General features: G+C 64.3%; 20 protein-coding genes and 1 pseudogene. 10 read left to right on the top strand and 11 right to left on the bottom strand.

The annotated features are described in order from the left end of the window. The 3 genes and pseudogenes from actP to QZY01_RS04025 all read left to right on the top strand — a co-directional run. Positions 1-621 (top strand): annotated as a pseudogene (actP, locus tag QZY01_RS04035) (cation acetate symporter); the annotation flags it as partial. A gap of 121 nt (positions 622-742) precedes the next feature. After that, positions 743-2,539 (top strand): putative nucleotidyltransferase substrate binding domain-containing protein, encoded by a 1,797-nt coding sequence (locus tag QZY01_RS04030; RefSeq protein ID WP_294533655.1) that lies wholly within the window; start codon positions 743-745, stop codon positions 2,537-2,539. A 9-nt stretch (positions 2,540-2,548) separates the two neighbouring features. After that, complete coding sequence (locus tag QZY01_RS04025) at positions 2,549-3,220, top strand: 3'-5' exonuclease (protein ID WP_294533652.1); 672 nt, start codon at positions 2,549-2,551, stop codon at positions 3,218-3,220. A gap of 49 nt (positions 3,221-3,269) precedes the next feature. Here QZY01_RS04025 and QZY01_RS04020 read toward each other — a convergent pair whose 3' ends face one another. Beyond that, a complete protein-coding gene (locus tag QZY01_RS04020) occupies positions 3,270-3,863 on the bottom strand; it encodes an acetate uptake transporter (protein ID WP_294533649.1) in 594 nt (197 codons plus the stop codon). After that, positions 3,860-4,360 carry a hypothetical protein gene (locus tag QZY01_RS04015; RefSeq protein ID WP_294533647.1) on the bottom strand — a complete coding sequence of 167 codons (501 nt, stop codon included), beginning with the start codon at positions 4,358-4,360 and terminating at the stop codon, positions 3,860-3,862. The genes QZY01_RS04020 and QZY01_RS04015 overlap by 4 nt, the downstream gene beginning before the upstream one ends. Between QZY01_RS04015 and QZY01_RS04010 the strand changes: the two genes are divergently transcribed. From QZY01_RS04010 to QZY01_RS03995, 4 genes are all read left to right on the top strand, one after another. Then, entirely contained in the window at positions 4,316-5,086 is a 771-nt protein-coding gene (locus QZY01_RS04010; RefSeq protein WP_294533645.1) for an enoyl-CoA hydratase, read from the top strand. The genes QZY01_RS04015 and QZY01_RS04010 overlap by 45 nt on opposite strands. Before the next feature lie 100 nt (positions 5,087-5,186). Then, on the top strand, positions 5,187-5,969 hold the full coding sequence (locus tag QZY01_RS04005) for a class I SAM-dependent methyltransferase (RefSeq protein WP_294533643.1): 783 nt from the start codon (positions 5,187-5,189) through the stop codon (positions 5,967-5,969). Positions 5,970-6,298: 329 nt separating this feature from the next. After that, the gene (locus QZY01_RS04000; RefSeq protein ID WP_294533640.1) at positions 6,299-6,685 is read left to right on the top strand and encodes a helix-turn-helix transcriptional regulator; all 387 of its coding nucleotides are present in this window, start codon (positions 6,299-6,301) and stop codon (positions 6,683-6,685) included. Between the two features lie 159 nt (positions 6,686-6,844). Continuing rightward, a complete protein-coding gene (locus QZY01_RS03995; protein WP_294533638.1) occupies positions 6,845-8,818 on the top strand; it encodes a KUP/HAK/KT family potassium transporter in 1,974 nt (657 codons plus the stop codon). A 352-nt stretch (positions 8,819-9,170) separates the two neighbouring features. On the opposite strand, the gene QZY01_RS03990 is transcribed toward QZY01_RS03995, so the two are convergent. Beyond that, a complete protein-coding gene (locus tag QZY01_RS03990) occupies positions 9,171-10,178 on the bottom strand; it encodes an NAD(P)H-quinone oxidoreductase (RefSeq protein WP_294533635.1) in 1,008 nt (335 codons plus the stop codon). Positions 10,179-10,191: 13 nt separating this feature from the next. After that, complete coding sequence (locus QZY01_RS03985; protein WP_294533632.1) at positions 10,192-10,941, bottom strand: sulfite exporter TauE/SafE family protein; 750 nt, start codon at positions 10,939-10,941, stop codon at positions 10,192-10,194. A gap of 203 nt (positions 10,942-11,144) precedes the next feature. Between QZY01_RS03985 and QZY01_RS03980 the strand changes: the two genes are divergently transcribed. Both QZY01_RS03980 and QZY01_RS03975 read left to right on the top strand, forming a co-directional pair. Next, entirely contained in the window at positions 11,145-16,619 is a 5,475-nt protein-coding gene (locus tag QZY01_RS03980; RefSeq protein ID WP_294533630.1) for a glycosyl transferase family 36, read from the top strand. A gap of 818 nt (positions 16,620-17,437) precedes the next feature. Beyond that, a complete protein-coding gene (locus tag QZY01_RS03975; RefSeq protein WP_294533658.1) occupies positions 17,438-18,325 on the top strand; it encodes an SDR family NAD(P)-dependent oxidoreductase in 888 nt (295 codons plus the stop codon). 84 nt (positions 18,326-18,409) lie between these two features. Here the strand turns inward: QZY01_RS03975 and QZY01_RS03970 are convergent, their stop codons facing one another. Continuing rightward, the gene (locus tag QZY01_RS03970; protein WP_294533628.1) at positions 18,410-19,384 is read right to left on the bottom strand and encodes an alpha/beta hydrolase; all 975 of its coding nucleotides are present in this window, start codon (positions 19,382-19,384) and stop codon (positions 18,410-18,412) included. Between the two features lie 249 nt (positions 19,385-19,633). Here QZY01_RS03970 and QZY01_RS03965 point away from each other — a divergent pair, with 249 nt between their 5' ends. After that, complete coding sequence (locus tag QZY01_RS03965) at positions 19,634-19,903, top strand: hypothetical protein (RefSeq protein WP_294533627.1); 270 nt, start codon at positions 19,634-19,636, stop codon at positions 19,901-19,903. 574 nt (positions 19,904-20,477) lie between these two features. Here QZY01_RS03965 and QZY01_RS03960 read toward each other — a convergent pair. The 6 genes from QZY01_RS03960 to QZY01_RS03935 all read right to left on the bottom strand — a co-directional run bounded on the left by QZY01_RS03960 (position 20,478) and on the right by QZY01_RS03935 (position 26,454). Then, positions 20,478-20,615, bottom strand: a complete 138-nt coding sequence (locus QZY01_RS03960) for a hypothetical protein (protein ID WP_294533625.1) — start codon at positions 20,613-20,615, stop codon at positions 20,478-20,480. A gap of 27 nt (positions 20,616-20,642) precedes the next feature. Beyond that, positions 20,643-21,785 (bottom strand): PLP-dependent aspartate aminotransferase family protein, encoded by a 1,143-nt coding sequence (locus tag QZY01_RS03955; RefSeq protein WP_294533623.1) that lies wholly within the window; start codon positions 21,783-21,785, stop codon positions 20,643-20,645. A gap of 90 nt (positions 21,786-21,875) precedes the next feature. Beyond that, positions 21,876-23,834 (bottom strand): acetate--CoA ligase, encoded by a 1,959-nt coding sequence (gene acs / locus QZY01_RS03950; RefSeq protein ID WP_294533621.1) that lies wholly within the window; start codon positions 23,832-23,834, stop codon positions 21,876-21,878. Positions 23,835-23,846: 12 nt separating this feature from the next. Continuing rightward, complete coding sequence (locus QZY01_RS03945; protein ID WP_294533619.1) at positions 23,847-24,617, bottom strand: ABC transporter ATP-binding protein; 771 nt, start codon at positions 24,615-24,617, stop codon at positions 23,847-23,849. A 3-nt stretch (positions 24,618-24,620) separates the two neighbouring features. Continuing rightward, positions 24,621-25,454, bottom strand: a complete 834-nt coding sequence (locus QZY01_RS03940; protein WP_294533616.1) for an ABC transporter permease — start codon at positions 25,452-25,454, stop codon at positions 24,621-24,623. A 4-nt stretch (positions 25,455-25,458) separates the two neighbouring features. Further along, positions 25,459-26,454 carry an aliphatic sulfonate ABC transporter substrate-binding protein gene (locus QZY01_RS03935; protein WP_294533615.1) on the bottom strand — a complete coding sequence of 332 codons (996 nt, stop codon included), beginning with the start codon at positions 26,452-26,454 and terminating at the stop codon, positions 25,459-25,461. Positions 26,455-26,522: the final 68 nt, after the last annotated feature.

Here is a 26,522-nt window from a genome sequence, read left to right as displayed (position 1 = left end):
CTCGCCGACGCGGTCGGCGGCAATCTGTTCCTCGGCTTCATTTCGGCGGTGGCCTTCGCCACGATCCTCGCGGTCGTGTCGGGTCTGACGCTGGCGGGCGCCTCGGCGATCAGCCACGACCTCTACGCCACCGTGGTCAAGAAAGGCAAAGCCAACGAACAGGACGAAATCCGCGTTTCGAAGATTGCGACCGTGGTCCTTGGCATTATCGCGGTGGTGCTAGGCATCGTGTTCGAAAAGCAGAACGTCGCCTTCATGGTCGGCCTCGCCTTCTCGATCGCGGCGTCGTGCAACTTCCCGGTTCTGCTGATGTCGATCATGTGGCGCGGCATGACCACGCGCGGCGCCGTCATCGGCGGCTTCCTCGGCCTGATCTCGGCGCTGATCGGCGTTATCTTCTCGCCGGCGGTGTGGGAAGCGACGCTGGGCAATCCGAAGGGTTCGGCCTTGTTCCAGATCAGCAATCCCGCGCTGTTCTCGATGTCGCTGGCCTTCGGCGGCATCTGGCTGTTCTCGAAGCTCGACTCGAGCCGGCGCGGCGCGGAAGACCGTGCCGGTTTCGACGCCCAATATGTGCGTTCGCAGACGGGCATCGGCGCGACCAGCGCTTCGGCGCACTAAAGCACGACAGGGGCGCGGCTTCGGCCGCGCCCTTGCCGCATCGATTGGCGCGCGGCCCATCGCTTGAGCCTTTCTGCGAATAATTTCAGAGCCTCGCCGGGAGTCCGGCGAAGAAATCGTCATGAATCCCTTATTCGATGCGGCGACGGCGCCATTCGACCGGCTGACTTTCGAGGAAGCGGAAAGCCTTCGCGCGGCGATGGACGTGGCCTATTTCCGGCCGGGCCAGACGATCATCGGCGAGGACGCGCCGCCCGAAGGGCTCTATATCATCGTCAAGGGCACCGTCGAAGAGCGCGCGCAGGGCGAGTTGCTCGGACTGCTCGGGCCAAAGGATTTTTTCGACAGCCGCGCGCTGGTTCAAGGCGCCGGCGTCAGCACTTTCGTCGCCCGTGAGGAAACCCTCTGCGCCCTGGCGCCGCGCGACGATCTCCTGAACCTGATCAACGGCAATCCGCGTTTCGGGGCTTTCTTCTATATCGATATTTCGCGCAAGCTCGATGCGATGGCGCAGCAGGACGAATCCTCGCAGATCGAAAACATCATGCGGGCGCGGGTGCGCGACCTGTTTCTCTTGCCGGCGGCGATCATCGATTCGGTCCAGCCGATCGCCTCGGCCGGACGCATCATGCGCGACATCGACTGCAATGCGCTGCTGGTCAAGGACGGCGAACGCATCGGCATCGTCACCGGCATGAACCTGTCCAAGGCCGTGGTGCTCAAGGGCATGACCATCGACGATCCGGTGGGGGCGATCGCGCAATTCGACATGGTCACGGTCGCGCCGGACGATTTCATCTCGCAGGCGCTGTTGCTGATGACCAAGCACAACAAGCGCCGGCTCGTGGTGAAGGAAGGCGAGAATTTTGTCGGCATTCTCGAAGACATCAATCTCCTGAGTTTTTTCGCCGGCAATTCGCAACTCGTCGGCGGGCGCATCGACCATGCCGCGACCCTGTCCGAGCTTGCCGCCGCCGCCGGGCAGATTGGCGGGCAGATTCGGCCGCTGCGCCGTCAGGGCGTCAAGTTCGAAGTGGTGGCGGAAATCGTCTCCGACCTCAACCGCCGCCTGTTCGCCAAGCTTTTCGACCTGCTTTGTCCGCCGGAGTTGCTCAACAAATGCTGCCTGATCGTGATGGGCAGCGAGGGGCGCGGCGAGCAGGCGGTGCGCACCGATCAGGATAATGGATTGATCCTGTCCGAGCCGGTGGACCCGACGGCGCTGCAGAAATTCCGCGACGAATTTTCCGGCGCCCTGGCGGATTTCGGCTTTCCGCCCTGTCCGGGCCAGGTCATGGTCAATAATCCGCTGTGGTCGCGCACGATCGACGACTTTATCGCCGATTTCGGCCGCTGGATCACGACGCCGGACGAACAATCGGCGATGAATGTCGCCATTTTTTCGGACGCGTCGGCGGTGGCGGGCGACGAGAGCCTGCTGGCGCGCGCCAAACAGGCGCTGGTTGAAAAAGCATCCCATGAGCGGGTGTTCTTCGGGCGGTTCGCCAAGGCGATCGAAGCCTTCGAGCCGCCGATCGGCCTGTTCAACCGACTCAAGCTGGAAGAGGGTGACGGCGACGCGCTGGACTTGAAAAAGGGCGGCATTTTTCCCATCGTCCATGGCGTGCGTTCGCTGGCCATCGAACAGGGGCTTGAAGAAACCAATACGTTCAAGCGGCTGGCCAGACTCGCCGAAATCGGCGCGCTCAAGCCGGAGTTCTCGCGCGATCTGGCGCGGGCGCTCGACTATCTTCAGACTCTGCGGCTCGACGCCCAGCTCGACGCCGCGGCCAGCGGCAGTTTGCTGCGCCCCGGCGAACTGACCAGCATGGATCGCGACCTGTTGCGCGATTCTTTCCAGGTGGTGAAGCAATTGCGCGACCTGTTGCGCCACCACTTCAACCTGAACATGTTTTAAGGTTCGCCCATGGCCCTGCGCTGGCTATTCAGGGCTATGGACAAGGCGACGCTCGCCGACAAGCGCTATAGTTTCCTGTTCGAGCCGGGACCGCCCGACGAAGTGGTGTCGATCGATTGCGAGACCACCGGCCTCGACCGCAACCGCGACGAGATCATCTCCATTTCGGCGATCAAGATTCGCGGCGACCGCATCCTCGCCAGCCAGGCTTTCAACACCGTGGTGCGTCCGCGTTGCGCCATCGGCCCCGAGGCGATCAAGATTCATGGCCTGCGCGAGGCCGATGTGGCCAACGCCGGCCCGATCGCCGAAGTCCTGCCGGAGCTGTTGCGGTTCATCGGCGGCCGGCCGTTGATGGGCTATTACATCGATTTCGACATCGCCATGCTCGACAATCATGTGGCGGAATTCATCGGCGTGCAATTGCCGAACCCGCGCATCGAGGTTTCGAGAATTTATTACGAGCGCAAATATGGCGACGCGCCGCCCGGCACCCAGATCGACCTGACCTTCGCCAAAATCCTGAAGGATATGAAATTGCCGCTGTTCAACCAGCACGACGCCTTCGCCGACGCGCTGATGACCGCGATGATCTATGTCAGCCTCATGGATCTCAAGGAAAGAGGGGTCCGCATTTCCCGGCCGAGGCACAAGGGCGTCGGCGATTTTCACGGCGGCTGACATTCGGGACCCGACCTGAAAAACCGGGCCCCGGCATTGCTCGCGAAAGTCAGGCTAAGGGCTTGCCGACCGGCAGGATGTCGCGTCCCGACAGTCCGCGCAGGATGATGTGGGACATCATGTACCAGGCCAGCAGGGCGCAGACGATCAGGTCCCATGCGGCGAAGCTTTTCAATCCCGGATGTCCCCAATTGACCAGAACGAGACTGACGAAGCCGATCAACAGCGTGGTGAAGGTCAGGAACATGACTTTGGATACATAGAGCGAGGCGAACCAGAGCCCGACGGTGAACAAGGTCCAGCCGAACAGCAGCCAGCCGAGATCGTTTTCGGTGAGGGCGAGCATCTTGTTGCCGGAAGTCGAGCCAAGCAAATAGGCGGCGAGCGAAATCCAGAAGGCGCCATAGCTGGTGAAGGCGGCATAGCCGAAATTATTGCCCATCTTCTGTTCCTGATACCCGGCGATCATCTGCACCGCGCCGCCGAAGAAGAAGCCGAGCCAGATCACCGGGGCGAGTCCCACCCATCCGAGATTGTGAAATTGCAGCATCAGCGTGGTCAAGCCGAAGGCGCCCAGGCCGACCGCCGCCGGATTGCCGAACGGGTTGACGGTCTTGGGCGATTCAAAGCTTTTGTCGGTCATAGGGTTATTCCTTGAAGGATATTGTTTTCGTCGAACCGCTCCGGTTGACCGGGAGCGGTTTTGCGGGACGTCTTCTGGCGGCTTTCCCGTTCGCGCCGTCCGCCCTTGCCGGTGATGCGAATGGCGGACGAAACGCTGGGGGAAGCGCTCGAAAGCCCCGTCGCCGGTTCTTTTTCAGGCAAGCCAATCAAAGACATGGCGCAGCACGGCTTACCCAATCGTCGTCTTTGAGGCGATTGAACAATATGTGTACGTCCAAGGCCTATTGGCGGCGGGAAATACTTGAATAGATTGGAGCCGAGCCCATTTTCGCCGCGCGAAAAAGCGCGGGTTGGAAAAAGTTGAACGACCCTGCCGATTTGCCTATCAAGGGAGGACAATTGTTTTAACCGCATATTTCTGTCCAAAAAAGTCTCCAGCTTTTTGGGAATATGCTTCAGGGAGCGCCCGCATTGAGCGACAGCACGATTTTCGAGACTCGCGGCGACATCGCCCATTTCATTTTCAACCGGCCGCAGGCGCGCAACGCGCTGACGTTTCAGATGTACGAGGATCTGCGCGAGGCCTGCGACCGCGCCGGCGCCGATCCGGGCGTCAAGGCGCTGTTGATCTATGGCGCCGGCGACAAGGCTTTCGCGTCGGGCACCGACATCGCCGAATTTCGCGCCCTGCAATCGGCGCAGGATGCGGTCGATTATGAAATCAAGATCGAGCGTGTGCTGAGTACGGTCGAACAATGCCGCGTTCCGACCATCGCCGCCATCGCCGGGGCCTGCACCGGCGGCGGAGCGGCCATCGCCGCCTGCTGTGACCTGCGCCTCGCCGCCAGGGGCGCCAAATTCGGCTTTCCGATCGCCCGCACGCTCGGCAATTGCCTGTCGGTCGCCAATTACGCCCGGCTCGCCGCGTTGATCGGGCCGGCCCGGGTCAAGGACCTGTTTTTCACCGCCCGCCTGATCGACGCCGAAGAAGCGAAGATGTTCGGCCTGGTCGGCGAAATCGTCGCGGACGAGGAATTGCCGGGTCGCGCGGAAAGCCTGGCGCGAACGGTGGCGGGCCATGCGCCGCTGACCCTGCGCGCCACCAAGGAAGCCTTGGCGCGGCTGCGTCCGCCGGTGGGAACCGGCGAGGATCTGGTGGTGATGTGCTATCGCAGCGCCGATTTCCAGGAAGGCATGGAAGCCTTCCTCGCCAAGCGCCAGCCGCAATGGCGCGGCGAATAGACAGGTCTTCAGACCAAATCCCGCAGGGCGGAATTTGGTTAGGAGCGAATGCGCCGCCGAGTTGATGCGAGGGATTCCATTGTCGCGACGCGTCGCGATAATGGACGAACGGGAAAATATGTTGCAAAGCCACTACGCCTTGACCGTCGGCCAGTTCGGTCCACGCGCCGAGGCCTATGTCGAAAGCGCGGTTCATGCGGGCGGCGCCGATCTCGACGCGCTTGGCCAACTGGGCGCCGCCGCCGCGCCCGCCCGCGCGCTCGATCTGGGAACCGGCGGCGGCCATGTCGCCTATTGCTTGGCGCGCCATGCGGGCCGGGTGACGGCGGTCGACCTGTCCCCGGACATGCTGCGGGTCGTCGCCCAAACGGCGCGCGATAAGCGCCTCGCCAATATCGAAACCGTGCAGGCCGCAGCGGAAGACTTGCCCTTCGCCGACGACGCGTTTGATTTTCTCGCCAGCCGCTTCTCCGCCCATCACTGGCGCGATTTCGCCGCAGGCTTGCGTCAGGCGCGGCGCGTGTTGCGCGCCGGCGCGCCGGCGGTCTTCATCGACATCGTTTCGCCGGGACGGGCGATGCTCGACACCCATTTGCAGGCGGTCGAACTGCTGCGCGATCCCTCGCATGTGCGCGATTACGCGCTCGACGAATGGTGTTGCGCACTGGCGCGGGCGGGTTTCGGCGTCCGCTCCTGCAAGACCTGGCGTCTGCGCATGGATTTCGCGGTCTGGACCGAGCGGATGCGCACGCCGGCGCCGGTGGCGCAGGCCATCCGCCTGTTGCAGACCAAAGCCGACGCCCGGACCCGCGCGTTTTTCGCGGTTGAGGCCGATGGCTCCTTCTGTCTCGACGCGGCGATGGTCGAAACGGCCGCCGTTTGAGAAATCTATCTATCCATTTGGTTTCACTTGATCTACTGTCGTAACGCGTAGTCGCCCGACCAGGGCGGCGCGGAGGGCTCTTTTCGGCATGCATGCCATTTGTCGTTTTGAACCCTTCGGCAATTACCGAGTTGACTTAACTAATTGTTCGCGGATATTCATGATTAAGATCTGATTAACTTGTCCTGTACAGGTATTATGTTATGTATCCAATGCAAGAGAGGGTGTCCTGGCGCTCAAGAAGGCGAGCCTCGTCGAAACAAATCCTTGTACGCAGGAAGTAATGGTCGCAGCGCCTCGACGTGAGGACCGCATTGGTTTGAAAGCCCATGAGAATGCCGAATTTCATCGATCGCCATGTCGGCAGCCGGTTGCGGCAGTTGCGCCTGTCGCGCGGCATGGACGCCCCGGATATGGCGCGCAGGCTGGGCATTGCCGCATCGCGCCTGGAGGCGTTCGAGGAGGGCCGCGAGCGCGTCTCCGCCGAAACCATGCGCCAGTTCTCTCGAATCCTGCGGGCCCCGCCAACCGAATTTTACGCCGGACTGGCGCAGCGGTTTGAAACATCCGCAACGCCACGGACGCCTGAGGAGGCGGCGGCGCAGGAGGAGCGCTTGATCGCCGATTTCGCGAAAATCCGCGACGCCAAATCCCGCGACGTGATCCTGGCGCTGGTCGCGGCCTATGCGGAGTTCGGCGATCTCGAAAATCGTTGACGCCAGCCCGGCGGCTTTGCTTTCAAGGACTGCAGCCCGAACTTGCGCCCGGACTGAACGCCGCTTGCTGAAGCGACCGTGATCCATGTCATTTCCTTAATGCCTCGGTTGCGCGCATGATGGCCCGGACACTTTCCCGCCGCGACAAAAGGGGGCGCGATGCCATTTCCCGCCAGCCTGCACGGTCGCGCCGACGCCTTGCCGAAACGCCCGGCGGCGGAGAGCGCCCATGCGCCGCGCGGCGGTCTGGCGTCCTTGTCGCTCGGCGCGCTCGGCGTGGTTTACGGCGGCATCGGCACATCCCCGCTTTACGCCATGGATCAGATTTTCCATCCCGACATGGCGCGGACGGCCGAAAATGTGCTCGGCGGCGTCTCGCTGGTGCTCTGGGCGCTGACCGTAATCGGGGCGATCGAATATGCGCTGCTGGCGCTGCGCGCGCAAAACGAGGGAGAGGGCGGGGTTTTCGCGCTTTATGGCCTGCTGCACGACCGCAACAGCCGGTTCGCCGGGCTGACGCTGTGGTCGCTGATGCTCGGCGCCGGTCTGCTGCTCGGCGACGGCATGATCACCCCGGCGATCAGCGTGCTTTCCGCTGTCGACGGCCTTCAGGTGGCCACGCCGGCGCTTGGCGGCGCGGTGATTCCGATCACGTTGGCGCTGCTCGCCGGCCTGTTCGCGATGCAATCGCGGGGCACGGCGGGATTGGGCAAGATTTTCGGGCCGGTCGTCGCCTTGTGGTTCGCCGTCATCGCCGTGCTCGGGGCGCGGCAGGTTCTGGCCTATCCGGAAATCCTCGCCGCCTTCAATCCGGTCCATGGGCTGCGCTTCTTGATTGAGGCCGGCGGTTTCGGCAGTCTCGCCATTCTCGGCGCGGTGATGCTGGTCGTCACCGGCTCGGAGGCTATGTATGCCGACCTTGGCCATTTCGGCGCCGCGCCGATCCGCCTCGGCTGGTTCGCCGTGGTCTTTCCCGCGCTTTTGCTCAATTATCTGGGGCAGGGGGCGCATCTCCTGAGCGGCGCGCCGACCGTCGGCGGCATGCTGTTTTTCAGCCTTGCGCCGCCCGACCTGCTTTATCCGCTCGCGGCGCTGGCGACGGTGGCGGCGATCATCGCCTCGCAATCGCTGGTTTCCGGCGCCTTCTCGCTGACCCTGCAGGCGATCCGGCTCGGCCTGTTTCCGCGCATCGCCCTGAATCACACCCATGCCGACCACGCCGGCCAGATCTATGTGCCCTTCATCAACTGGGCGCTGTTCTGCGGCTGCGTCCTGCTCGTCGTGTCGTTCGGCTCGGCGGGGGCGCTGGCGGGGGCCTATGGTCTCGCGGTGTCGGGCGTCATGGTCATCACCTCGATGGCGATGTATGCGGTCGCCCGCCGCTATTTTGGCTGGGGCGTGGGGCGGACGGCGCTGGTCTGGGGCGGGCTGACGGCGTTCAACGGCGTCTTTCTGCTCGCCTCGACGATGAAATTCTTCGAGGGCGGCTTTATTCCGCTGCTGGTCGGCCTCGCGGTTTTCGCGGTCATGACGACCTGGCGCTGGGGCCGCAAGGCGACCTTCGCCGCCTACAAGGAAAGGGACGCCATGACGCTCGGGGAGTTGGTCGAGAAACACCGCGCCAGCACCCATTTCATGGAGCGCAACGCGCTCGTCATGTCGCCCAAGAAATTGAATTCGCTGGAAGATCGCGTTCCGGTGCTGATGCAGATGCTGTGGGACCGCTATGGCGTGCTGCCGCGCCATCTGGTGTTTGTCGAGATCACCCATCTCAAGGCGCCCTATGTCGGCGACAATCGCTACAAGGTCACGACCTTCTATCGCGAGGCGGACAGGGGCGGGGTGATGGGCGTGTCGCTGAGTTTCGGCTTCATGGAGGAGCCGGACGTCGAAAAATGGCTCGAAGATCTCGCCCGCCACAAGCAGATCGACCTGCCGACGACGCGCCGCCGCTGGATCGTCCATGTCTCGAACGATAACCCGCTGCCGGCGCGGAAAATGGGTTTTTGGCGGATGCTGCGGTTCAAGCTGTTCCTGTTCCTGCGGCTGGTGTCGCGCCCGGCCTATTATTATTACGGCCTCGGCAACCAGGTGCAGCTTTCCGCCGAGATTCTGCCGGTGCGGCTGGGGTGAGTTTTTTGCGCCGCGCGCCCCCGGCGCGGTCATTGCGAGGAGCGAAGCGACGCGGCAATCCAGTGGTCGCAAGCTGGTTCCGTAAGGCTTCAACCCGCTAGAAAAAGATTCACTAAACATCTGAATTCAAGAACGAATACCCTCTTCCTGAGGAGCCTGCCCTAGCAAGCGTCTCGAATGGCGAGGACGACGTCGGCCACGAATGTTTCAGCTGCGCATCCCAACGATTCGGCTGCCGCCCATGGTTCTAGACAGCCTTCGCAGGGCGTCTTGCGACGCCCCGCGAAGGCTTCCTCACGATGAGGGACGAGGTTGCGAAATCGCGCTTTCAGGCTGCTTCGCGGGCTGGAAATTACTTTCCCGTCGCCAGCACGATCTTCCCCAGATGCGCCGAGCTTTCCATCAACTCATGCGCCGCGCGGGCCTGCTCCAGCGGGAAAGTCGCGTGCACGACCGGCCTGACCGCGCCGCTGTCGAGCAAAGGCCAGACTTTTTCGCGCAAAGCGCTGGCGATCCCGGCCTTCACCGCCAGCGGGCGGGCGCGCAGGGTCGAACCGGTCAGGGTCAGGCGCTTGAGCATCATGCCCATGAAATCGAATTCCGCGACCTTGCTGCCTTGCAGAAAAGCGATCTGCACCAGCCGCCCGTCAGGCGCGAGCGCAGCAAGGTTCTTTTGCAGATAGGGCCCGCCGACCATGTCGAGAATGACATCGACGCCCTTCTTGCCCGTCAGCGCTTTCACCTCGGCGACGAAATCCTTCTCGCGGTAATTGATCGCCGCGTCGGCCCCCAAATTCAGGCAGAAGGCGCATTTTTCCGCCGATCCCGCCGTGGCGAAAACCGTTGAACCAAAAAGCTTCGCCAGCTGGATCGCGGTCGAGCCAATGCCGCTCGATCCGCCATGGACGAGAAAGCTCTCATTCGGCGCCAGCCGCCCCCGGGTAAACACATTGTCGAAAACGGTAAAAAAGGTTTCCGGGACGCCCGCCGCCTCGGTCAGGCTCAGCGGCTTCGGCTTTGGCAGGCAGAGCGCGGCGTCGGCGACGCAAAATTCGGCATAGCCGCCGGAGCCGACCAGGGCGCAGATTTCATCGCCCAGAGCCGGCGCCGCGACGCCCTCGCCAAGCGCAACGACGCGGCCGGCGATTTCGAGGCCCGGAATCTGGCTCTCGCCCGGCGGCGCGGGATAGAGGCCGGCGCGCTGGATACAGTCCGGGCGGTTGATTCCGGCGGCGACGACCTCGACCAGAACTTTTCCCGGACCCGGCGCCGGAACCGGCGCCTCGCGTAAAAAGATCACTTCGGGTCCGCCGGCGCCGTCGAAAAACACTTCGCGCATGGAGGTTGGCAAGGCGGTCATCGAGAACTCCCGATCAGGCGGATTTGAGATAGAAATGAATGCTCAGCACCACGCCGATGACAATCACGAACAGGCGGACATAGAGCGGGGGAATGCGCGAGCCGGCATGGGCGCCGGCGAAGCCGCCGGCGATAGAGCCGGCGGAGAGAATGATTGCCTCCAGCCAGTGCACGCGGCCCGACAATACAAAGGTGGCGGTGGCGGTGGCGTTCATCAGCGAGGCCAGCAGCATTTTCAGGCTGTTCATCAGCACAATGTCCCGCAGCCCGTAAAGCGTCAGCGCCGCCAGCATCAATATGCCGATGCCGCCGCCGAAATAGCCGCCGTAAATCGACACCAGAACCTGCGCGATCAGGATTCCGGCGGGCCCGAGCAACTGTTTTTCGGCATTCTTGGGCATCACCATGCCGAAGGCGAAGACCAGCGTCGCGCCGCCGAGCAGAAAGGGCACCGAACGCTCGAAAATGCTTTCCGGCGTCGCCAGCAGCAACAGCGCGCCGGCAAGGCCGCCGACCAGCGAAATGATCGCCATAAGCTTGCCGTTTATGCGCGGGTCGTCCAGCGATTGCCGCAAGGTGTCGCGATAGGCGTAGGTCGTCGCCACCTGCGCCGGAAACAGCGCCACCGTCGAGGTGGCGTTGGCGTCGATGGCCGGCAGGCCCGCCGCCAGCAGCGCCGGAAAGGTCAGAAACGAGCCGCCGCCGGCCAAAGCGTTGATGAAGCCGGCGCCAAATCCGGCGAGTACGATCAGAAAAAATTGCATGTCGGCTCCGGAAGAGGCGCGGTTTGGAATGGCGCGGCGGCGGGGGGAGCGCCATTTCGCGGCGTTTCAGGTCGAGGGTTGGCCTTTTGGCTCAATAGCACAAGTTCGCCGACAGGGCTGATAGGATAGAACGAACAAGGTCGATTCGTCGGCGCTGTTTGTTTAAAGTTCTGCCGCAAACCTGTCCCGACCGAAAGCTCCGCATGCTGGCTCCCTCTCCGCAAAGCAAGATCCTCGCCTCGGCGCCCGGCGGCGTGCTGCGCTTCGCCAGCGCCTGCATGCTGCTCGCCGCGCTCTGGCTGCTGCCGAAGGGCGGGGCGACTTTCGCCCTTTACGGCGGCGCGCTCGGCGCGCTGGCCCTGCAAGGCTTCGCCATCGCGCTGGCCGGAAAGACCGGCGTTTCCCGGAGTGGAACACGCGGCGCCGGCGCCGCCTTCGCGGTCGATTTCGCGGCGCTGACGGCTTTGGGCCTCGCCGCCGCGCCCGATCTGCCGATCTGGACCGCGCCGCAAAATGCGCTGGATCTGTTGCGCCTGTCGCATCCCGGCGTGCTGGTGTCCGCCGGGCTCTATCTCGCGGCGGCGGTGATTGCGTTGACGCGCGGCGCGCGCCTGGGCCTTGCCTCCTCTCTGGCGCTGTTCCTGCTGCCCTTCCTGTTCAATCTGCTGCTGGCGCTCGGCTCGCCGTTGCTGGAGCGCGCCGCGGCTGCGCTTTTCGGCGGCCAGGCCTTGCCTTTGGCGCGGGTCGTCTTGCGCGGCGCCTTGCTGTTCGTCGTCAATGAGGCCATCGTCCATGGCGCCTGCGTCGCCATGGGCCGCCGGCTCGGGCCGGGGACGCGCCTGCATCTGATTTTGCTGCTGTCGGCCTTTGCCGCCGCCGCTACGCCGCCCTTCGCCGCATTCGGCTCGCTCGCCGAGGTCGCCGGGCTGTTTCCACCCTTGCGCATCCTCATCGCGGCTCTGGCGGCGGCGCTGGCGCAGGCCGGGCTTTGGGCGCAGGTCTATCTCGCGACCGGCGTGCTCGGCGACATTTTGCACGACGCGCCGCCGGTGGCGCCGAAACTTTATTTCTACTGGCGGTCGGGCGCCGGCAAGGGCGCGGTGTACGGCTTCGTCTTCGTCGCGCTGCTGCTCGCCGTGCAGAGTTTCATCGCGCAACCGGATGCGGTCGCGGTGTTCCTGGGTTCCGGCGCGATTGGCGCGGCGCTGGCCGGCGTCGCCTTGTTCCCGCTGGCGCGCACGATCCTCGAATCCACCGATTCGACGCCGCCCTTCGTCAAAAGGCTGTCGCGCGCCTATCAAGGCGCCGGCAATTTCGTCTGCGGCGCCATTGTCGGCGTCGGCCTGTTGATCGCCTTCCGGCAAGACCTGCCGGCGGCGTTTGGCGGCGAGCGTTTCCTCTTCGGCTTCGCCTTCGGCGCCCTCGCCTACGTCGGCGCATTGCTTTACCGCGATTTTTCCGACATGGCCGCCGGCCTGCGCAAAAAAATCCGCGGTTGGCGCGATTATTCGCTCGGCGTGCTGGTCGGCGGCGTCGTCGGCGGCGCCGTCGGCTGGTATTTCGACGTCGGCCAGCTGGCGGTGGTCAAGGCCCATTTCAACGATCACGTCACGGTCAATTACGCCGCCGCCGGAGGTGCGGAAATTCCCTATGCGATCACGCCGTTTTTCTCGAAATGGGGCGCGACCAATCTGGGGCTGGTCGATGGCGGGGTCAAACTCTTCTATCTGGAATCGCTGTCGGGCGTGATCCAGTGGATTTTCGCCGCGCCGCTGTTCAGCGTGAACCTGTTCTTCCTCACGGCGCTGCTGAAGCGCGATCTCGCCCCGATCCGCGAATTGTTCAGCGCCGAGGGCGTACGCAAACTCGCCGACAACGCCATTGTGGTGCTGCGCTGGGGCCTGTGGATGGCCCCGATCATCTACGCCTTCCTCAAAGTCGCGCCCGACCCGACCTGGTATAATCAGGACGGACTGATCCGCACCGGCGTCGCCGCCTATATGAATACGGCGCTGCCGCCGTCGCAGTTTCGCGACTGGAGCTTGTCGGTCTTCACCGCCCTGCTCACCTATGACTGGCTGCGCGTGCTGATCTGGTTCGATCACATGGGCCTGCGCGTCGCGACGCTGGTCAACCTGTCCTTTGTCGGCGGCGACATGGCGGACGAGAGCGCCGCGCGCTTCCTGGGCGCCAGGGGGCGTTCGCGCGCCATTCCCGAAGCCGTCCGCCGCTTCGGCACCTGGGCGCCGCTGCTCATTCCGTTCTATATTCCGCGCGGCGCGGAATGGGACAAGGCCTGGGCCGCGGCCGAGGCCGCGCAAAAAGCCGGGACGACGCCGGTGATCTCCCTGCTGCTCGGCTATGGCCTGTTCCTGCTCGGACTCTGTCTGGCGCTGACGATTTTCATGCTCACCCGTCCCGGCGCCAAAGCCCGCGGCTTCGCTTCGAGCGTGCTCGGCAATGGCCTGCTCAGTCTCGATCTATGGCCCGATGGCCAGAGCTTCCTGCGCGTCGAAACGGCGGCGCGGCAGGGCCCGCCGATCGACATGACGCGCGCCTTCGAAGACCCGATCACGCCGCGCGGCGCCTTTGTCTATTTCTCCGAGGCGCCCGAGCATCATGCGCCCAGACTTTGGTCGCTCGCGATGGCGCCGACCGGGCGCGGCTTCGGCGCCTTCGCCGCGACCTCGCCGGTAGAGGCTTCGTTGAACGGCGAACAATATGCGCTGCGCTGCGAGGCGAAAGTCGAAATGGCGGCCGGGGAATCCTTGGCCTTGTGGCGGATCAAGCTGACCAACCTCGCGTCGACTTCGAGAAAATTGCGCATCGCCTCCTACCGCGAATGGGTGATGAACGAGGGCGGCGTCGAGCGGCGCGACGCCGCCTATAACGGCCTGCATGTCGGCACGGTTTTCGCGCGGCGGCTCGGCGCCATTTTCGCGCGCAACCGGCTGCTCAAGAACCAGGCCGGCGATTTCGCCGGCAAGCGCCTGTCGCGCGAAATCGCCTTCCATGCTGTCCGCCAGAGCGACGACGTGCGGCTGATCGGCTACGAGGACGTTCGCGCACAATTTTTCGGACTGGGCCAGCGGCGCGGACCCGACAGCCTGACGCACGGCTCCAGCCTGCGCGATCCCGCCGACCAGGGCCTGCTCTATGGCTTCGACCCTTGCGCCGCCCTGGCTCTCGAAGTCGATCTGCCGGTCGATGGCGCGGTGGAGCTGACCTACCTCGACGGCTGGGCGCCAGACGAGACCGCCGCCGCGCAGGCCATCGAACGGCATTTGGGCGCCGCCCTGCCGCCCGAGGCTCTGGCCGAAATTTTCGCGCAAACGCGCGCACTCACGCCGGCGGCGGCAGGCGGGGGCGAGCGCTTCGCCTTTTCGCCGGACGGGCGCGAACTCCGGACCGCGCCCGGAGCGCCGCGCCCCTTCGCCCATGTCATGGCCGGCCCGCACGGGCTCGGCGCGGTGGCCACCCACGATGGCGATATTTTCGCCTTTTACCGCAATGCCCGCGCCAACAGCCTGACGCCGTTCCGCATGGGCGAGGGCCGCAATGCGCCGCCCGGCCAGGCGATCTTCGTCGTCGAAAAGGAGACCGGCGAGGTCCACGCCGCGACGCTTTTGCCGCTGCGTCGCCCCGATACGCGTTACGACGCCCGCTTTGGACGCGGCGCCGTGCTTTACACCAGCGAAAGCGCGCGCCTTGGGCTGGAACAGATCCTGCTGATCGCGCCGGACGAGCCGGCGCAACTGCTGCTGCTGACCCTCCACAACCGGACCGACCGGGAGCAGATCTACCGCATCGCGCCGATGCTCGAAATCGTCCTCGCGGAAACCCCGCCGGATTCGCTGGGAGCGTTGCAGGCCGAGACCGACCCGTCCGGCAAGGCGCTCTATTTCGCCAATCCGCGCAATGAATTCGTCGGCGGCTGGGCCTTCGTCTCGACCTCGCTCGACGCCGATTGCAGCGAATTTGCACGCGCCCGGATTTTGGGACGGCTCAAAGCCGATGCGCGCGTGCCCTACCTCGCCGAACATGGCCATGCCGACGCCGGCGCCGTGGACGACGGACGCCGCGCCGCCGGGTTTTCGGGGATGATTACCCTGGCCCCCGGCGGTAGCGCGCAAATTTGCGTGGCGCTGGGCGCGGCGGCGACGCTCGAAGCGGCGCAGGCTTTCGCCGCCCGCGCCTCTGAAGTGGCTTTCGCCCGTGAAAAGCTCGGGCTTCTGGAAAATTTCTGGGACGAGACGCTCGGCGCCTTGCGGATCGAGACCAGTCGCCCGGAATTCGACCGTCTGGTCAACGACTGGCTGCCCTATCAATTGCTGACCGCGCGTTTGTGGGGCCGCACCGGCCCGTCGCAGCGTTCGGGGGCCTTCGGTTTCCGCGACCAGTTGCAGGACGTGCTGCCGCTGATCCTGCTGGCGCCGGAACTGGCGCGCCGGCAGATTCTTCTGCACGGCAGCCAGCAATTTGTCGAAGGCGACGTGCTGAAATGGTGGCATGAGGCGCCCCAGGGCGGCGTCGCCATTGGCGAGCGCACCCACGCCTCCGATCCGCATCTTTGGCTGCCTTATGTTACGGCGCGCTATGTCGCGGCGACCGGCGACCGCGCCATTCTCGACGAAATCCTGCCCTTCGTCGAAGGCGCCCCCGTGCCGCCCGGGGTCGAGGGCCATGTGATCTCGCCCTTGCCCTCGCGCGAGCGCGCCAGCCTGCTGGAACATTGCCTGCGCGCGATCCAGCACACGCTCGATCGCTTCGGCGCCCATGGCCTGCCGCTGATGGGCGCCGGCGACTGGGACGACGGCATGAATCTCGTCGGTTTTCGCGGGCGCGGCGAAAGCGTCTGGGTCGGGTTTTTCCTGTTCGACATCCTGACCCGTTTCGTCGTTCTGGCGGAGGCGCAAGGCTTGCACGGCCAAGCCGAGGCTTTTCGCGCGCGCGCGCTCAATCTCGAAGCGGCGCTCGATCTTTGCTGGCGCGGCGACCGCTTCGTGCGCGCCTTCGCCGACGATGGCTCGGAATTCCGGCCGCTCGGCGCCATGTCCTCGGCCTGGCCGGCGCTGTCGGGCGCGGCGTCCGGCGAAAAGGGGCGCGAGGCGCTGGAAAACGGGCTGGCGGGACTCGACAAGGGCGACCGCGTGCTGCTGGTCACGCCGCCCTATGACGAGAATTCCAAACCCTTCCCCGGCCGCAGCGCCGATTACCCGCCCGGCGTGCGCGAGAATGGCGGCCAATATTCCCATGGCTCGTCGTGGTTCGTCGATGCGCTGGTCCGGCTCGGCGAGACCGCTTCGGCCGAGGGCGACGAGGCGCAGGCGCGCAAGGATTTTTCCCGCGCCTTCGAAGTCTGGCTGTCGCTGTCGCCCCTGACCAAGACCGGGCCGGAAAAAATCGACTTTTACGGCCTCCCGCCGCACCAGCAGCCGGCGGACGTCTATGACGGCCCCGGCTATGCGGGACGCGGCGGCTGGTCATGGTACTCGGGCGCGGCGGCGCGCATGACTTCCGCCGCCCACGCCTTGCTGGGCCTGAGGCTGGAGGAGGGCGAGCTGAAACTGCGCCCCGACGCTTTCGACGACAAGGGCGGATTGCGGCTGAAGAGCGTGACGTTCCGGGGGAAGACTTTTGTCGCCAGCGAGAAAGCGGCGGACTTGATTCAGGAATAGCTTTATATGGCCGTGCGCCTCTTCTCTCCATAGCCCGACGTTAGGCGGGCGTTGTTTCGAACGCCCTAAGGTGGGAGAAGGCGGCTCGCCTGAAAGGCGAGACGAACGAGGGGTGCATCGCGCGCGTTTCTGCAAGACCGCTTCGGCGAGATCTTTCAGCAGATCCTCCCCACCGCGCTCGCGCACCAAATTGAAAAATGCCATTGTATCGTCGGTCATCGTGTCGTTCCCGGGTTAGGGTCAAGTCTCGCAACTCGACTATAAACCGAAGAGGATGCGGTGACCGCCCCCAGCCGACGGGCCGGGGGTTCCGCAATGTGCGGAGTTCCGCCCACAGGCCCTTCTCAGAAAATTTCCACCACATCATGTGAGGTGCAGAGGCGGTGAAGGACAGAACATAGGGCGTGGTGACTTGATCGGGCGCGTCGATCAGGTCGAGCAAGGTCGAGGCCCGGGCCGGCGACCCGGCGAGCAGTGCGCAGGCCAGCGCGGCCGCCAGCAAAGCAGAAGTCAGTTTCATCATCATGGCCCTCAGGTCGTTATTTGCGGTCGGCAGCAGGCGTTGTCGTCACGGGTATCCGGCAATGTCGGTTGATGGCGCCGAGCCGGCGACTAGCGTCGATTTCTAACGGCCGCCACTGCCGGCCCGAACTTCTTCACCGGCCGTGAACGGCGCCGGATGGACGCCGCGGGAGAGAACGAGCCGCGTGAAAGCGCGCTCCAAGGCCACAAAAACCACATCGTGCCCCCACAAAGCGGCTCAAGCGCTGCATAATGACGGCTATGTCGAACCTGCATCCCGCGAACAGGAAAAACCGATGAGCACAAGCGCCGAGGGGAAAAGAACCGCCCTGGTCACAGGAGCCAACTCGGGCCTGGGCAAAGCCATCGCCAAGGCGTTGGCGGCAATGGAGATGCGGGTTGGCCTCGTGGCGCGCGACCGCGCGCGGGGCGCCGCGGCGCTGGAGGAAATCCGCGCCGCCACAGGCAATGAGGATCTGCATCTTTTCGTCGCCGATCTGGCCGACCAGTCAGCGATCCGCGCCCTGGCGCAAGCGGTGTGCGCACGTTTCGAGCATCTGCATCTGCTGGTCAACAATGCCGGCACGGCCTTCCCGGAGCGGCGGCTAAGCCCCGACGGCATCGAGTGCGCGCTGGCCGTGAACCACCTCGGCCCGTTTATCCTGACCAGCCTGCTGCTGGATCTCCTCAAGGCGAGCGCTCCGGCGCGGATCGTCAACGTCGGCACACGCATGAACACGGCTCTGGATTTCTCCGATCTGAACTGGGACCGGCGCACCTATCGCACGATGCAGGCTTACGGCCAGTCCAAGCTCGGCAACCTGCATTTCACCTTCGAACTGGCGCGCCGGCTGCAGGACGGCGGCGTGACGGTCAATTGCGTATTCCCGGGCGTATTCAAATCGAACCTGGGCGGAACCGATGGCGCCCAGGGCCTCTTCTGGAAGCTTGTCGCCCGACTGCTGGGCTGGGCGATCCCTTCCGCCGAGCAGGCGGCGCGTCGGGTGCTGTATGTCGCCAATGCGCCAGAACTGGCGGACGCGAGCGGCCAGTATTTCGGCGACCGCAAGACGATCCCGGCGCCCGCCCAAGCGCTCGACCCGGAAGCGAACCGCCGCCTGTGGCAAATCAGCGAAATGCTGACGGCTTCGCCCAGCCCCGCAGGGCAGGCGGTTGGCAAATGAATTCCCGCCGGACTCCCTGCGCGGGCAGATGGATATAGCGTCGGGTGATCGCCCCCCAACCACCACATTTCAAACCGTGTGAATTCATTCGGCCGCCGCCACATCATTGCGCGCCGCGCCGGTCGTCTCGTCAGCGCGCTTCAGGAATCCGTCATAGGCGCGGGTGAAGGCGTCGGGCGTTTCGAAATGCGGGAAAGCGCCCGTGGGAAACACTTCGAAACTCCAGTTGGCGCGGCCTTCGACCCGGTTTTGGTGGCGGTAGTCGACGAAATCGCCGCGCACGCCATGCGTCATCCAGACCGGATGGGTCAGGCCCTCATAGAGCCGTAACGCGTCCATGCTGAACAGATAACCGGAGACGAAATAATAAGGCGCGTGTTGCGCGCCCGGCTGATGGGTGGTGAGGTAGGCATAGTCCCACAGCCCCTGGTCGATCTGCTGCGAGCCAAAGGTCCGCTTGAGGAAGTACTTGATGCTGGATCGGCTGGTCAGCAATTCGAACAGGCCGCGGCTCCACAGCGAGATATTGAGCGCCGAGTGCAGCCAGGGCATGCCGCGATTGCCGCCGCCGGCGTCGTCGCGCGCCCGGCGTTCGAAGCCGGTCGGACTGACGAACGCCAAGGTTCGAAAATTGGCCTGCCGCTCCAGCGCGGCGCGGGCGAGGAACTCGCACGACAACGACAACGCCAAGGCGTCGACTGCGCGGGCATGGTCGGCGCGGATCTTGTCGACCGCGGCGTGAATCGCGTCGGTCATGAGTTTGATCGTATAGACGCGATCGCTGCGGTCGGACTGTCCGAAACCCGGAAGGTCGAGCGCGTAGACCGGCCGCTTGCCGGCATAGTAATCGAACAGCGGCTTGACCTCATAGGCCGAGGGGGTGGCGTTGACGCTGTGGATCAGCAGCAACGGGGCGAGGGCGGCGTCGCCCTCGCGGTTGTAGAGGGCGATCCGTCCGGCGGCGCCCTCGATGTCGGTGCGCTTGCCAGACACCGGATCGGTCAGCCTTGGGTAGTTCTGCTGCTCCAAATCCGATTTTTTGGCGATAATTTTATTCATCAAGTCTCTCCTTGAATTCGGGCGCGGCGAACGGCAAACAGCGATAGCGCCCCTTCAAGGGTCGTAATACCATCGGTCCTTTTCAAGGGCCGATGGTATTTCGCGTTGCGAATACGGAATCGCGACCCAGGGCGGAAATTCGTCCATCGGCTTCCGAAGCGGCCGATGAAACGGAAACCTGACATCCCACGGTTCTCGGCCGACAACGGACACACAAAGCGCCATGAGAGGCAGGCAGAAACGGCCCGTTTGCAGGAGATCGCCAACAAGTGCGACAAAGCCTTGTTTCGGGGCCTCCATCCGCTGAGCGAGCGGATGGCGGGACCAGCCGAGGGTTCGATCAGCCGAAATGGCGCCCCGATTGCAAGCTGCGAGTTGCGGCATCACGAAGGGCCGGGCCTTTTCGAAAGCGCGCGCGGCGCGCAGCGCCAGATCTCGCTCGCGGAAGATTTTCAGCCGCCCTCGCCCGTCAGCCGGGAATATTTCTCCTGCAATTGCTCCCGCGTCTCCCTGCGCTGAGGATGATGGACGATGCATTCGATCGGGCAGCGGGCGTCAGATGATCTATTTCACGGGTCAATCGTGCCGATCATTCTTGCGCAACGCAATGCCTCGATTTCGCTCGTTCCTGGCGGACGCGTCCTCGACATCGCCAGCATGATCCGCTTCGGCGCCCGAGCGCCAAAAACGATAGGTCCCTAATGCATTGAGGCATTCATAGTATTCACAAATTCTCGGAGGCGTGCGAGTTTGCGGCCATGGCACGGACAGTCAGCATCCTTCTGAATTCCGACGACACCGAACGACTGGTCACCAAGATGCTCGTCATTTCGAGCAGATGATTTATCACTTCATGCGCCGCATCGGCAAATCCAAAATGGGCGCTAGCAATCCGAATTCATCAAGCTGAGGCCCGATAATCAACTTTCAGACTATCATCAATATTATTTAGAGACACTAGGATATTTATTTTTTGCACTGACGATTTCAAATTTGCCAGATTGACGCTCACCGTCTCCAGGACGGTCTCCTGCCCCGTGATCATATACTTGGCCTGAATTCCATCAGTCTCACCGAGACCTTGGTGATAGGGTTAGAGAAGCGTCAAGCGCGGTGCCTTGTATAGATGCGCATAGGCCATCATCTGGTAGACGTCGCCTTGGCTAACACCTTGCTTTGGATCATCTATCCGGGCGGATATCCGCTTCCACTTCGTGTCGATGGCCCACACCGGAAATACGTCTTGTTTCTTCCGCGCTCAGCTTTCGAGCGCGTCGCGCAGGTCGTCAAGCAGGTCCTCCGTCGCCTCGACACCCACCGAGAGCCGCAACAGGTCGTCCGGGACCGGCGAGGTGGGGCCCTCGATGCTGGCGCGGTGCTCGATCAGGCTTTCCACTCCGCCCAGCGACGTCGCCCGCTTCCAGAGCCTGACCTTCGCCGCCACGGCCACGGCGGCCTCGCGTCCACCCCGGACGCGCATGGAGAGCATGCCGCCGAAGCCGCCGCGCATCTGCCGCTGCGCGACCTCATGCCCGGGGAAGTCGGGCAATCCGGGATAGAAGACATGTGTGACGCATGCGTGGGCTGAAAGCTCCTGCGCCAGCGTCAGGGCGCTTTGCGACTGCCAGCGAACCCTTGGAAAAAGGGTGCGCAAGCCGCGCTGCAACAGCCAGGCCTCGAAAGGTCCGGGCACGCCTCCATTCTGCGCTTGTATCTGCATGATGCGCGCCCAGAAGTCGTCCTCGCGCGCGCAGGTCAGCGCGCCGGCCACGACATCGGAATGGCCGTTCAAATATTTGGTCGCCGAATGCATTACCAGGTCCGCCCCGAGCGAGAGCGGGCGTGTCAGCGCCGGTGTCGCGACGGTGGAATCCACCGCCAGGCGAGCGCCCGCAGCATGAGCCAATTCGGCGATCGCCGCGATGTCGCTGACCGTCCACAGCGGGTTAGCCGGCGTTTCCAACCAGACGAGGCTGGTATTGCCGGGCCGGAGCGCCGCCTTGACGGCCGCGAGGTCGGACGCGTCCACGAGTTCGACATCGAGGCCCCATCGCGTGGCGAAGCCCAGGAGCCAGGAGCGCAGGGCCCAATACATTACGCTGGGCGCGAGCACATGGTCGCCCGGCTGGAGGGCCTGGAATACGGCCGTAGCCGCAGCCATGCCCGAGGCGAACAATAGGCTGTCGGCGCCGCCTTCGAGCGCGGTGAGCGTATTGGCGGCGACGGCGTAGGTGGGATTATCCGCCCGCGAGTAACAGGCGCCGCGTGAATAGCCGAGGTCGGCGTCCCGCTCGTAGGTCGTCGACGGGTGGATCGGGGGAGTGATGGCCCCGGTGGCCGCGTCCACGCCGGCGAGGGTCTGCGCCGCCAGCGTCTCCGGCCGAAGTCCGCGCTCAGCCATTTCGGCTGACCGAAAATTCGAGGCGCGGCGGCTTGGCGAGCGTCTGGAATTTGACGAACCGGTCGATGAGCGCCTTCGGTTCCCCGGTGTTCATGCTGTTTCCTTGATTGCGAGGGCCTGCTGGCGGCGCTTGACAATGTCCTCTACGACGGCAGGCTCGGCAAGCGTCGAAACGTCGCCGAAATCCTCGAAATCGTTGGCGGCCACCTTGGCGAGGATGCGCCGCAAGATCTTGCCGGCGCGGTTTTTAGGCAGGGCGGGCGACCATTGGATGATGTCCGGGCTGGCGATGGGACCGATGCGTGCGCGCACCCAGCCCATGATCTCGCGGCGCAGCGGTTCGGTTTCCGCAACCCCTTCCTTCAGGGTGACATAGGCGAAGACTCCCTGTCCCTTCACTCGATGGGGATAGCCTACGACCGCCGCCTCGGTAACCGCCGGATGCGACGCAATGGCGCTTTCCAGTTCGACGGTCCCAAGACGGTGGCCCGAGACGTTGACGACGTCGTCGACGCGTCCGGAGATGCGGTAATAGCCGTCTTCGTCCCGGGCGGCGCCGTCGCCGGTGAAGAAGCGGCCCGGGTAAGGCGCGAAATAGGTCTGGATGAAGCGCTCGCGGTCGTTCAGGATGGTGCGCGCCTGTCCCGGCCAACTGCCCCGGAAGCATAGATTGCCCGACGCCGGACCCTCCAGCGCGGCGCCCCGCGCATCGACCACTTCGGGGCGGACGCCGAAATAGGGCCTGCCCGCCATGCCCGGCTTATTGGGAACTGCGCCGGGCAAAGGCGTCAGCAGCACTGCGCCGGTCTCGGTCTGCCAGTAGGTGTCCACGATCGGGCAGCGCCCGCCGCCGATCGTCCGATGAAACCAGCGCCAGGCGTCCGGATTGATCGGTTCGCCGACGGAACCGAGCACGCGCAGCGACGACAGGTCATGCTTGCGCACGGGGCCGTCGCCTTCCCTCATAAGCGAGCGCAGCGCCGTGGGCGCCGTATAGAAGATGCTGACCTTGTGCTTCTCGATCAGCGACCACCAGCGCGACGAATCCGGCCAGGTCGGCACGCCCTCGAACATCACGCTGGTGGCGCCGTTCAGCAGTGGACCATAGATCTTGTAGGTGTGGGCGGTGACCCAGCCGACATCGGCCGTGCTCCAGAACACGTCGCCTTCGCGCCAGTCGAAAATGTTTCGCCAGGACGTTCCGGCATGGGTGAGATAACCGCCGGTCGTATGCACGAGGCCCTTGGGTTTGCCTGTCGAACCGGACGTATAGAGGATGAACAGCGGATCTTCGGCGCCGATTTCGACGGGTTCGCACCACGGCGCGGCGGAGGCGACCGCTTCGTCGTACCAGAGATCCCTTCCAGGCGTGAAGGGCGCGTCGGCCGAACTTCGCTTGATCACGACAACATGCCTGACCGAAGGCTGATCTCTCAGGGCTTCGTCGGCGTTGTGCTTGAGGGGATGCGCGCGTCCTCCGCGATGGCCTTCATTGGCGGTGACAAGGACCTTGGCCTGCGCGTCCGCGATACGGCTGGCCAGAGCCTCCGCCGAGAAGCCCGAAAACACCACCGAATGAACAGCGCCGATGCGCACGCAGGCCATCATCGCCACCATGACCTCGGGGATCACCGGCAGGTAGATGGTGACGACGTCGCCCTTGGCGACGCCAAGGCTTTTCAGCACGTTGGCGAGGCGGTTGACCTTGTCGGCCAACTCGCCCCAGGTCACGACACGGCTTTCACCGGGCGCGTCGCCCTCCCACAGGATGGCGGCGCAGTCGGCTTTTCCGGGCAAATGACGATCGACGCAATTGACGGAAGCGTTGAGCGTTCCGTCCTCGAACCAGCGGATTCGCAGGTCGCGGGCGTCGAAACTGGTGTCGCTGATCCGGCTGAAGGGCTTGATCCATTGCAGGAATTTCGCCTCCTCGGCCCAAAAGGCGTCAGGGTTCTCGATCGAGGCGCGGTAGCGGCGGCGGTAGTCCTCCGCATTCACGCGGGCGCGTTCCGCGAAGCCGGTGGGAATGGGATAGATTTCGTCGGGCATTGGAGGCTCAGGTCAGATTGCGGCGGCGGGGAAGGTTTCCTCGCCGGTTTGACGGCGGCTCGCGTGGCCCAACTCGGCCAGCAGACTGGATTTCCAAACCTGGAATTCCGGGTCGAGACGATCGTGCGGCCGCGCCAGCTGCGGACGGAACTCGGAGCGGATTCGGCCCGGGTTGGGTTGCATGACGACGATCCGGTCGGCGAGGAACAAGGCCTCCTCGATATCGTGAGTCACGAGGATCATCGTCGGCTGGTCGTAGACCCACAAATCCAGGAGATGCTGTTGGAGGTCGCTCCGGGTCAGGGCGTCGAGGGCCGAGAAAGGTTCGTCGAGCAGCAGCGCCTCGGGCCGCGCCACCAGGGCGCGGGCGAGGGCCGCGCGCTGCGCCTGCCCGCCCGAGAGTTCGCGCGGCCAGTTTCCCGCGTGAGCGGCGAGACCGACGCGCTCGAGCGCCTCGCGCACCCGCGTCGCGCGCACCTCGGCGGGAAGGCCGAGAATGCCGAAGGCGATATTGTCCTCGATGCTGAGCCAGGGCATCAGCCGCGGTTCCTGGAACACAAGGCCGATTTCCGAGCGGGGCGACTCGATGGCCGAACCGCTCAGCGTGACTTCGCCGGAACTCGGCCCATCAAGGCCCGAAAGCAGTCGCAGCAGCGTGCTCTTGCCGCAGCCCGATCCGCCGACGATGGCGAGGATTTCCCCCTTGCCGACGCTCAGGTTCAAGCCGGACAAGGCCAGGTGGCCATTCGGGTACCGTTTGGAGACGTTGACGATGTCAAGCACGCCTCACTCCGCCGGCTTGAAACTGTCCTGCCAGCGCAGGAGCGGCGAGGTCGCCGAAGCCAGCAGCCAGTCGGTCAGCTTGCCAAGAATGGCGAAGGAGACGATGGAGGCCAGGATCACGGTTGGGCGTCCCGTCTGCTGGCCGTCGACCAGCAGGAAGCCGAGTCCCGATTCCGCGCCCATGAACTCGGCCGCGACGACGAACATCCATCCCAGCCCGAGGCCCGAGCGCAGGGCGAGGATGTAGGAGGGCAGCGCGGCGGGCAAAAGGATGCGCAATATCATTTGGCGATGGCTGAAGCGGAAGATGCGGCCGACCTCGACGAGTTTGCGGTCTACGCCGAGAATGGCGCCCGACAGGGTCAGATAGATGGGAAAGAACACGCCGACCGCGATCAGGATCACTTTCGAGGTTTCGAAAATGCCGAACCACAGGATGAACATCGGAACCCAGGCGATCGAGGGAATGTTGCGCAATGCCTGGAGCGTGGGGTCGATCAGGCGCCGCACCGGCGTCGAATAGCCGGAAAGAGCGCCGAAAAAGGTCCCCGCCGCGACGCCGAGGCCGAAACCCAGCGCGACCCGCTGGAGCGTCGTCGTGACGTGAAGGGCCAGATCGCCGCTCCTGGTCAGGGCGGCCAGGGCGGCGAAAATGGCGCTTGGCGGCGGCAGCAGGCGGCCGTCGGCCCACTTCAGGGCCACCGCGACCTCCCACGCCAATGCGATCCCGACCGGAAGGATCAGGCCGGCCAGCCAGGACAATCCGGACGGGAAGAGAGGTCCAAAGGCCGCTGCGCGCGGCGTTGCAGGTTCGGCTTCCTGCGCGATGTCGGACACCGGCTTACTTGATGCCCAGCTTGGCGCCGAAGGACGGTTCGATCAGGGCGGCGGCGACGGCGGGGACGTTTACCTCCGGGCCCACGACGCCGGCCTGCTGCAACGCGACGCCGGCGTTTTCGATGGTCTTCTTCTGAACCTCGCCGATGGCGGCGGTCTGCAGGCTGGTCCGCTCCAACTGGCGTGCGGCGACGGCGTCCGACAACTTGGCCTGCTCGACGATGGTCTTTTTCAATTCGGCGGGATTCGCGAGTGCGAAGGCGCGCGCCTTTTCATAGGCCTGCAGGACCTTGAGCACCACGTCGGGATGATCGGCGGCGAAGTCCTCGCGCGTATTCAGGACGCCCCAGGTGTTGATGCCGGCGTTGCGGTAAAATATGCGCTCCTTGTCCTCGAGTTCGGCCTGCGCCATCAGCGGATCGAGGCCCGCCCAGGCGTCCACGTCTCCCTTGGCCAGAGCCAGGCGGCCATCCTGATGCTGGAGCAGGACGATCTTCACGTCCTTTTCGGTCAGGCCATTGTCGGCCAGCGTGCGGATCAGGAAAATATGCGGATCGGTTCCCCGCGTGGCGGCGATCCGCTTGCCCTTCAGATCGACGACCTTCTGAATCGGCGATCCGGCCTGGGTCACCAGCGCCGTCCATTCGGGCTTCGAATAGACATAAATCGATTTGACGGGATTGCCGTTGATGCGCGCGAGCAAAGCCGCCGCCCCGGCGGTGGAGCCGAAATCGATGCTCTTGCCGTTCAGATATTCGAGCGCCTTGTTGGACCCCTGCGACTGAACCCAGCGCACCTTGACGCCGTCCTTGGCGAGGATTTCCTCAAGCCAGCCTTTTTCCTTCAATACCAGACTGACGGGGTTGTAGTAGGCGAAGTCGATTCTCACCTCGTCCAGCTTCTCGGCTTGCGCCGCGCCGGCGAACCCGATGGCGACCGCCGCAGCCAGTCCGTTGCGGAACGGGCGCGCCAGGAGCTTCAGGAACTTCATAGGGGACATCTGGCTTCCTTGTCGATCCAGAAATAAGAGCATGAAGCTCTCTATAGCGCGCCAAAATATCCTTAGAT

The sequence above is a fragment of the uncultured Rhodoblastus sp. genome, from assembly GCF_903903185.1.
Classification (GTDB): Bacteria; Pseudomonadota; Alphaproteobacteria; order Rhizobiales; family Beijerinckiaceae; genus Rhodoblastus.
This window is presented reverse-complemented; position numbering and strand designations above follow the sequence as displayed.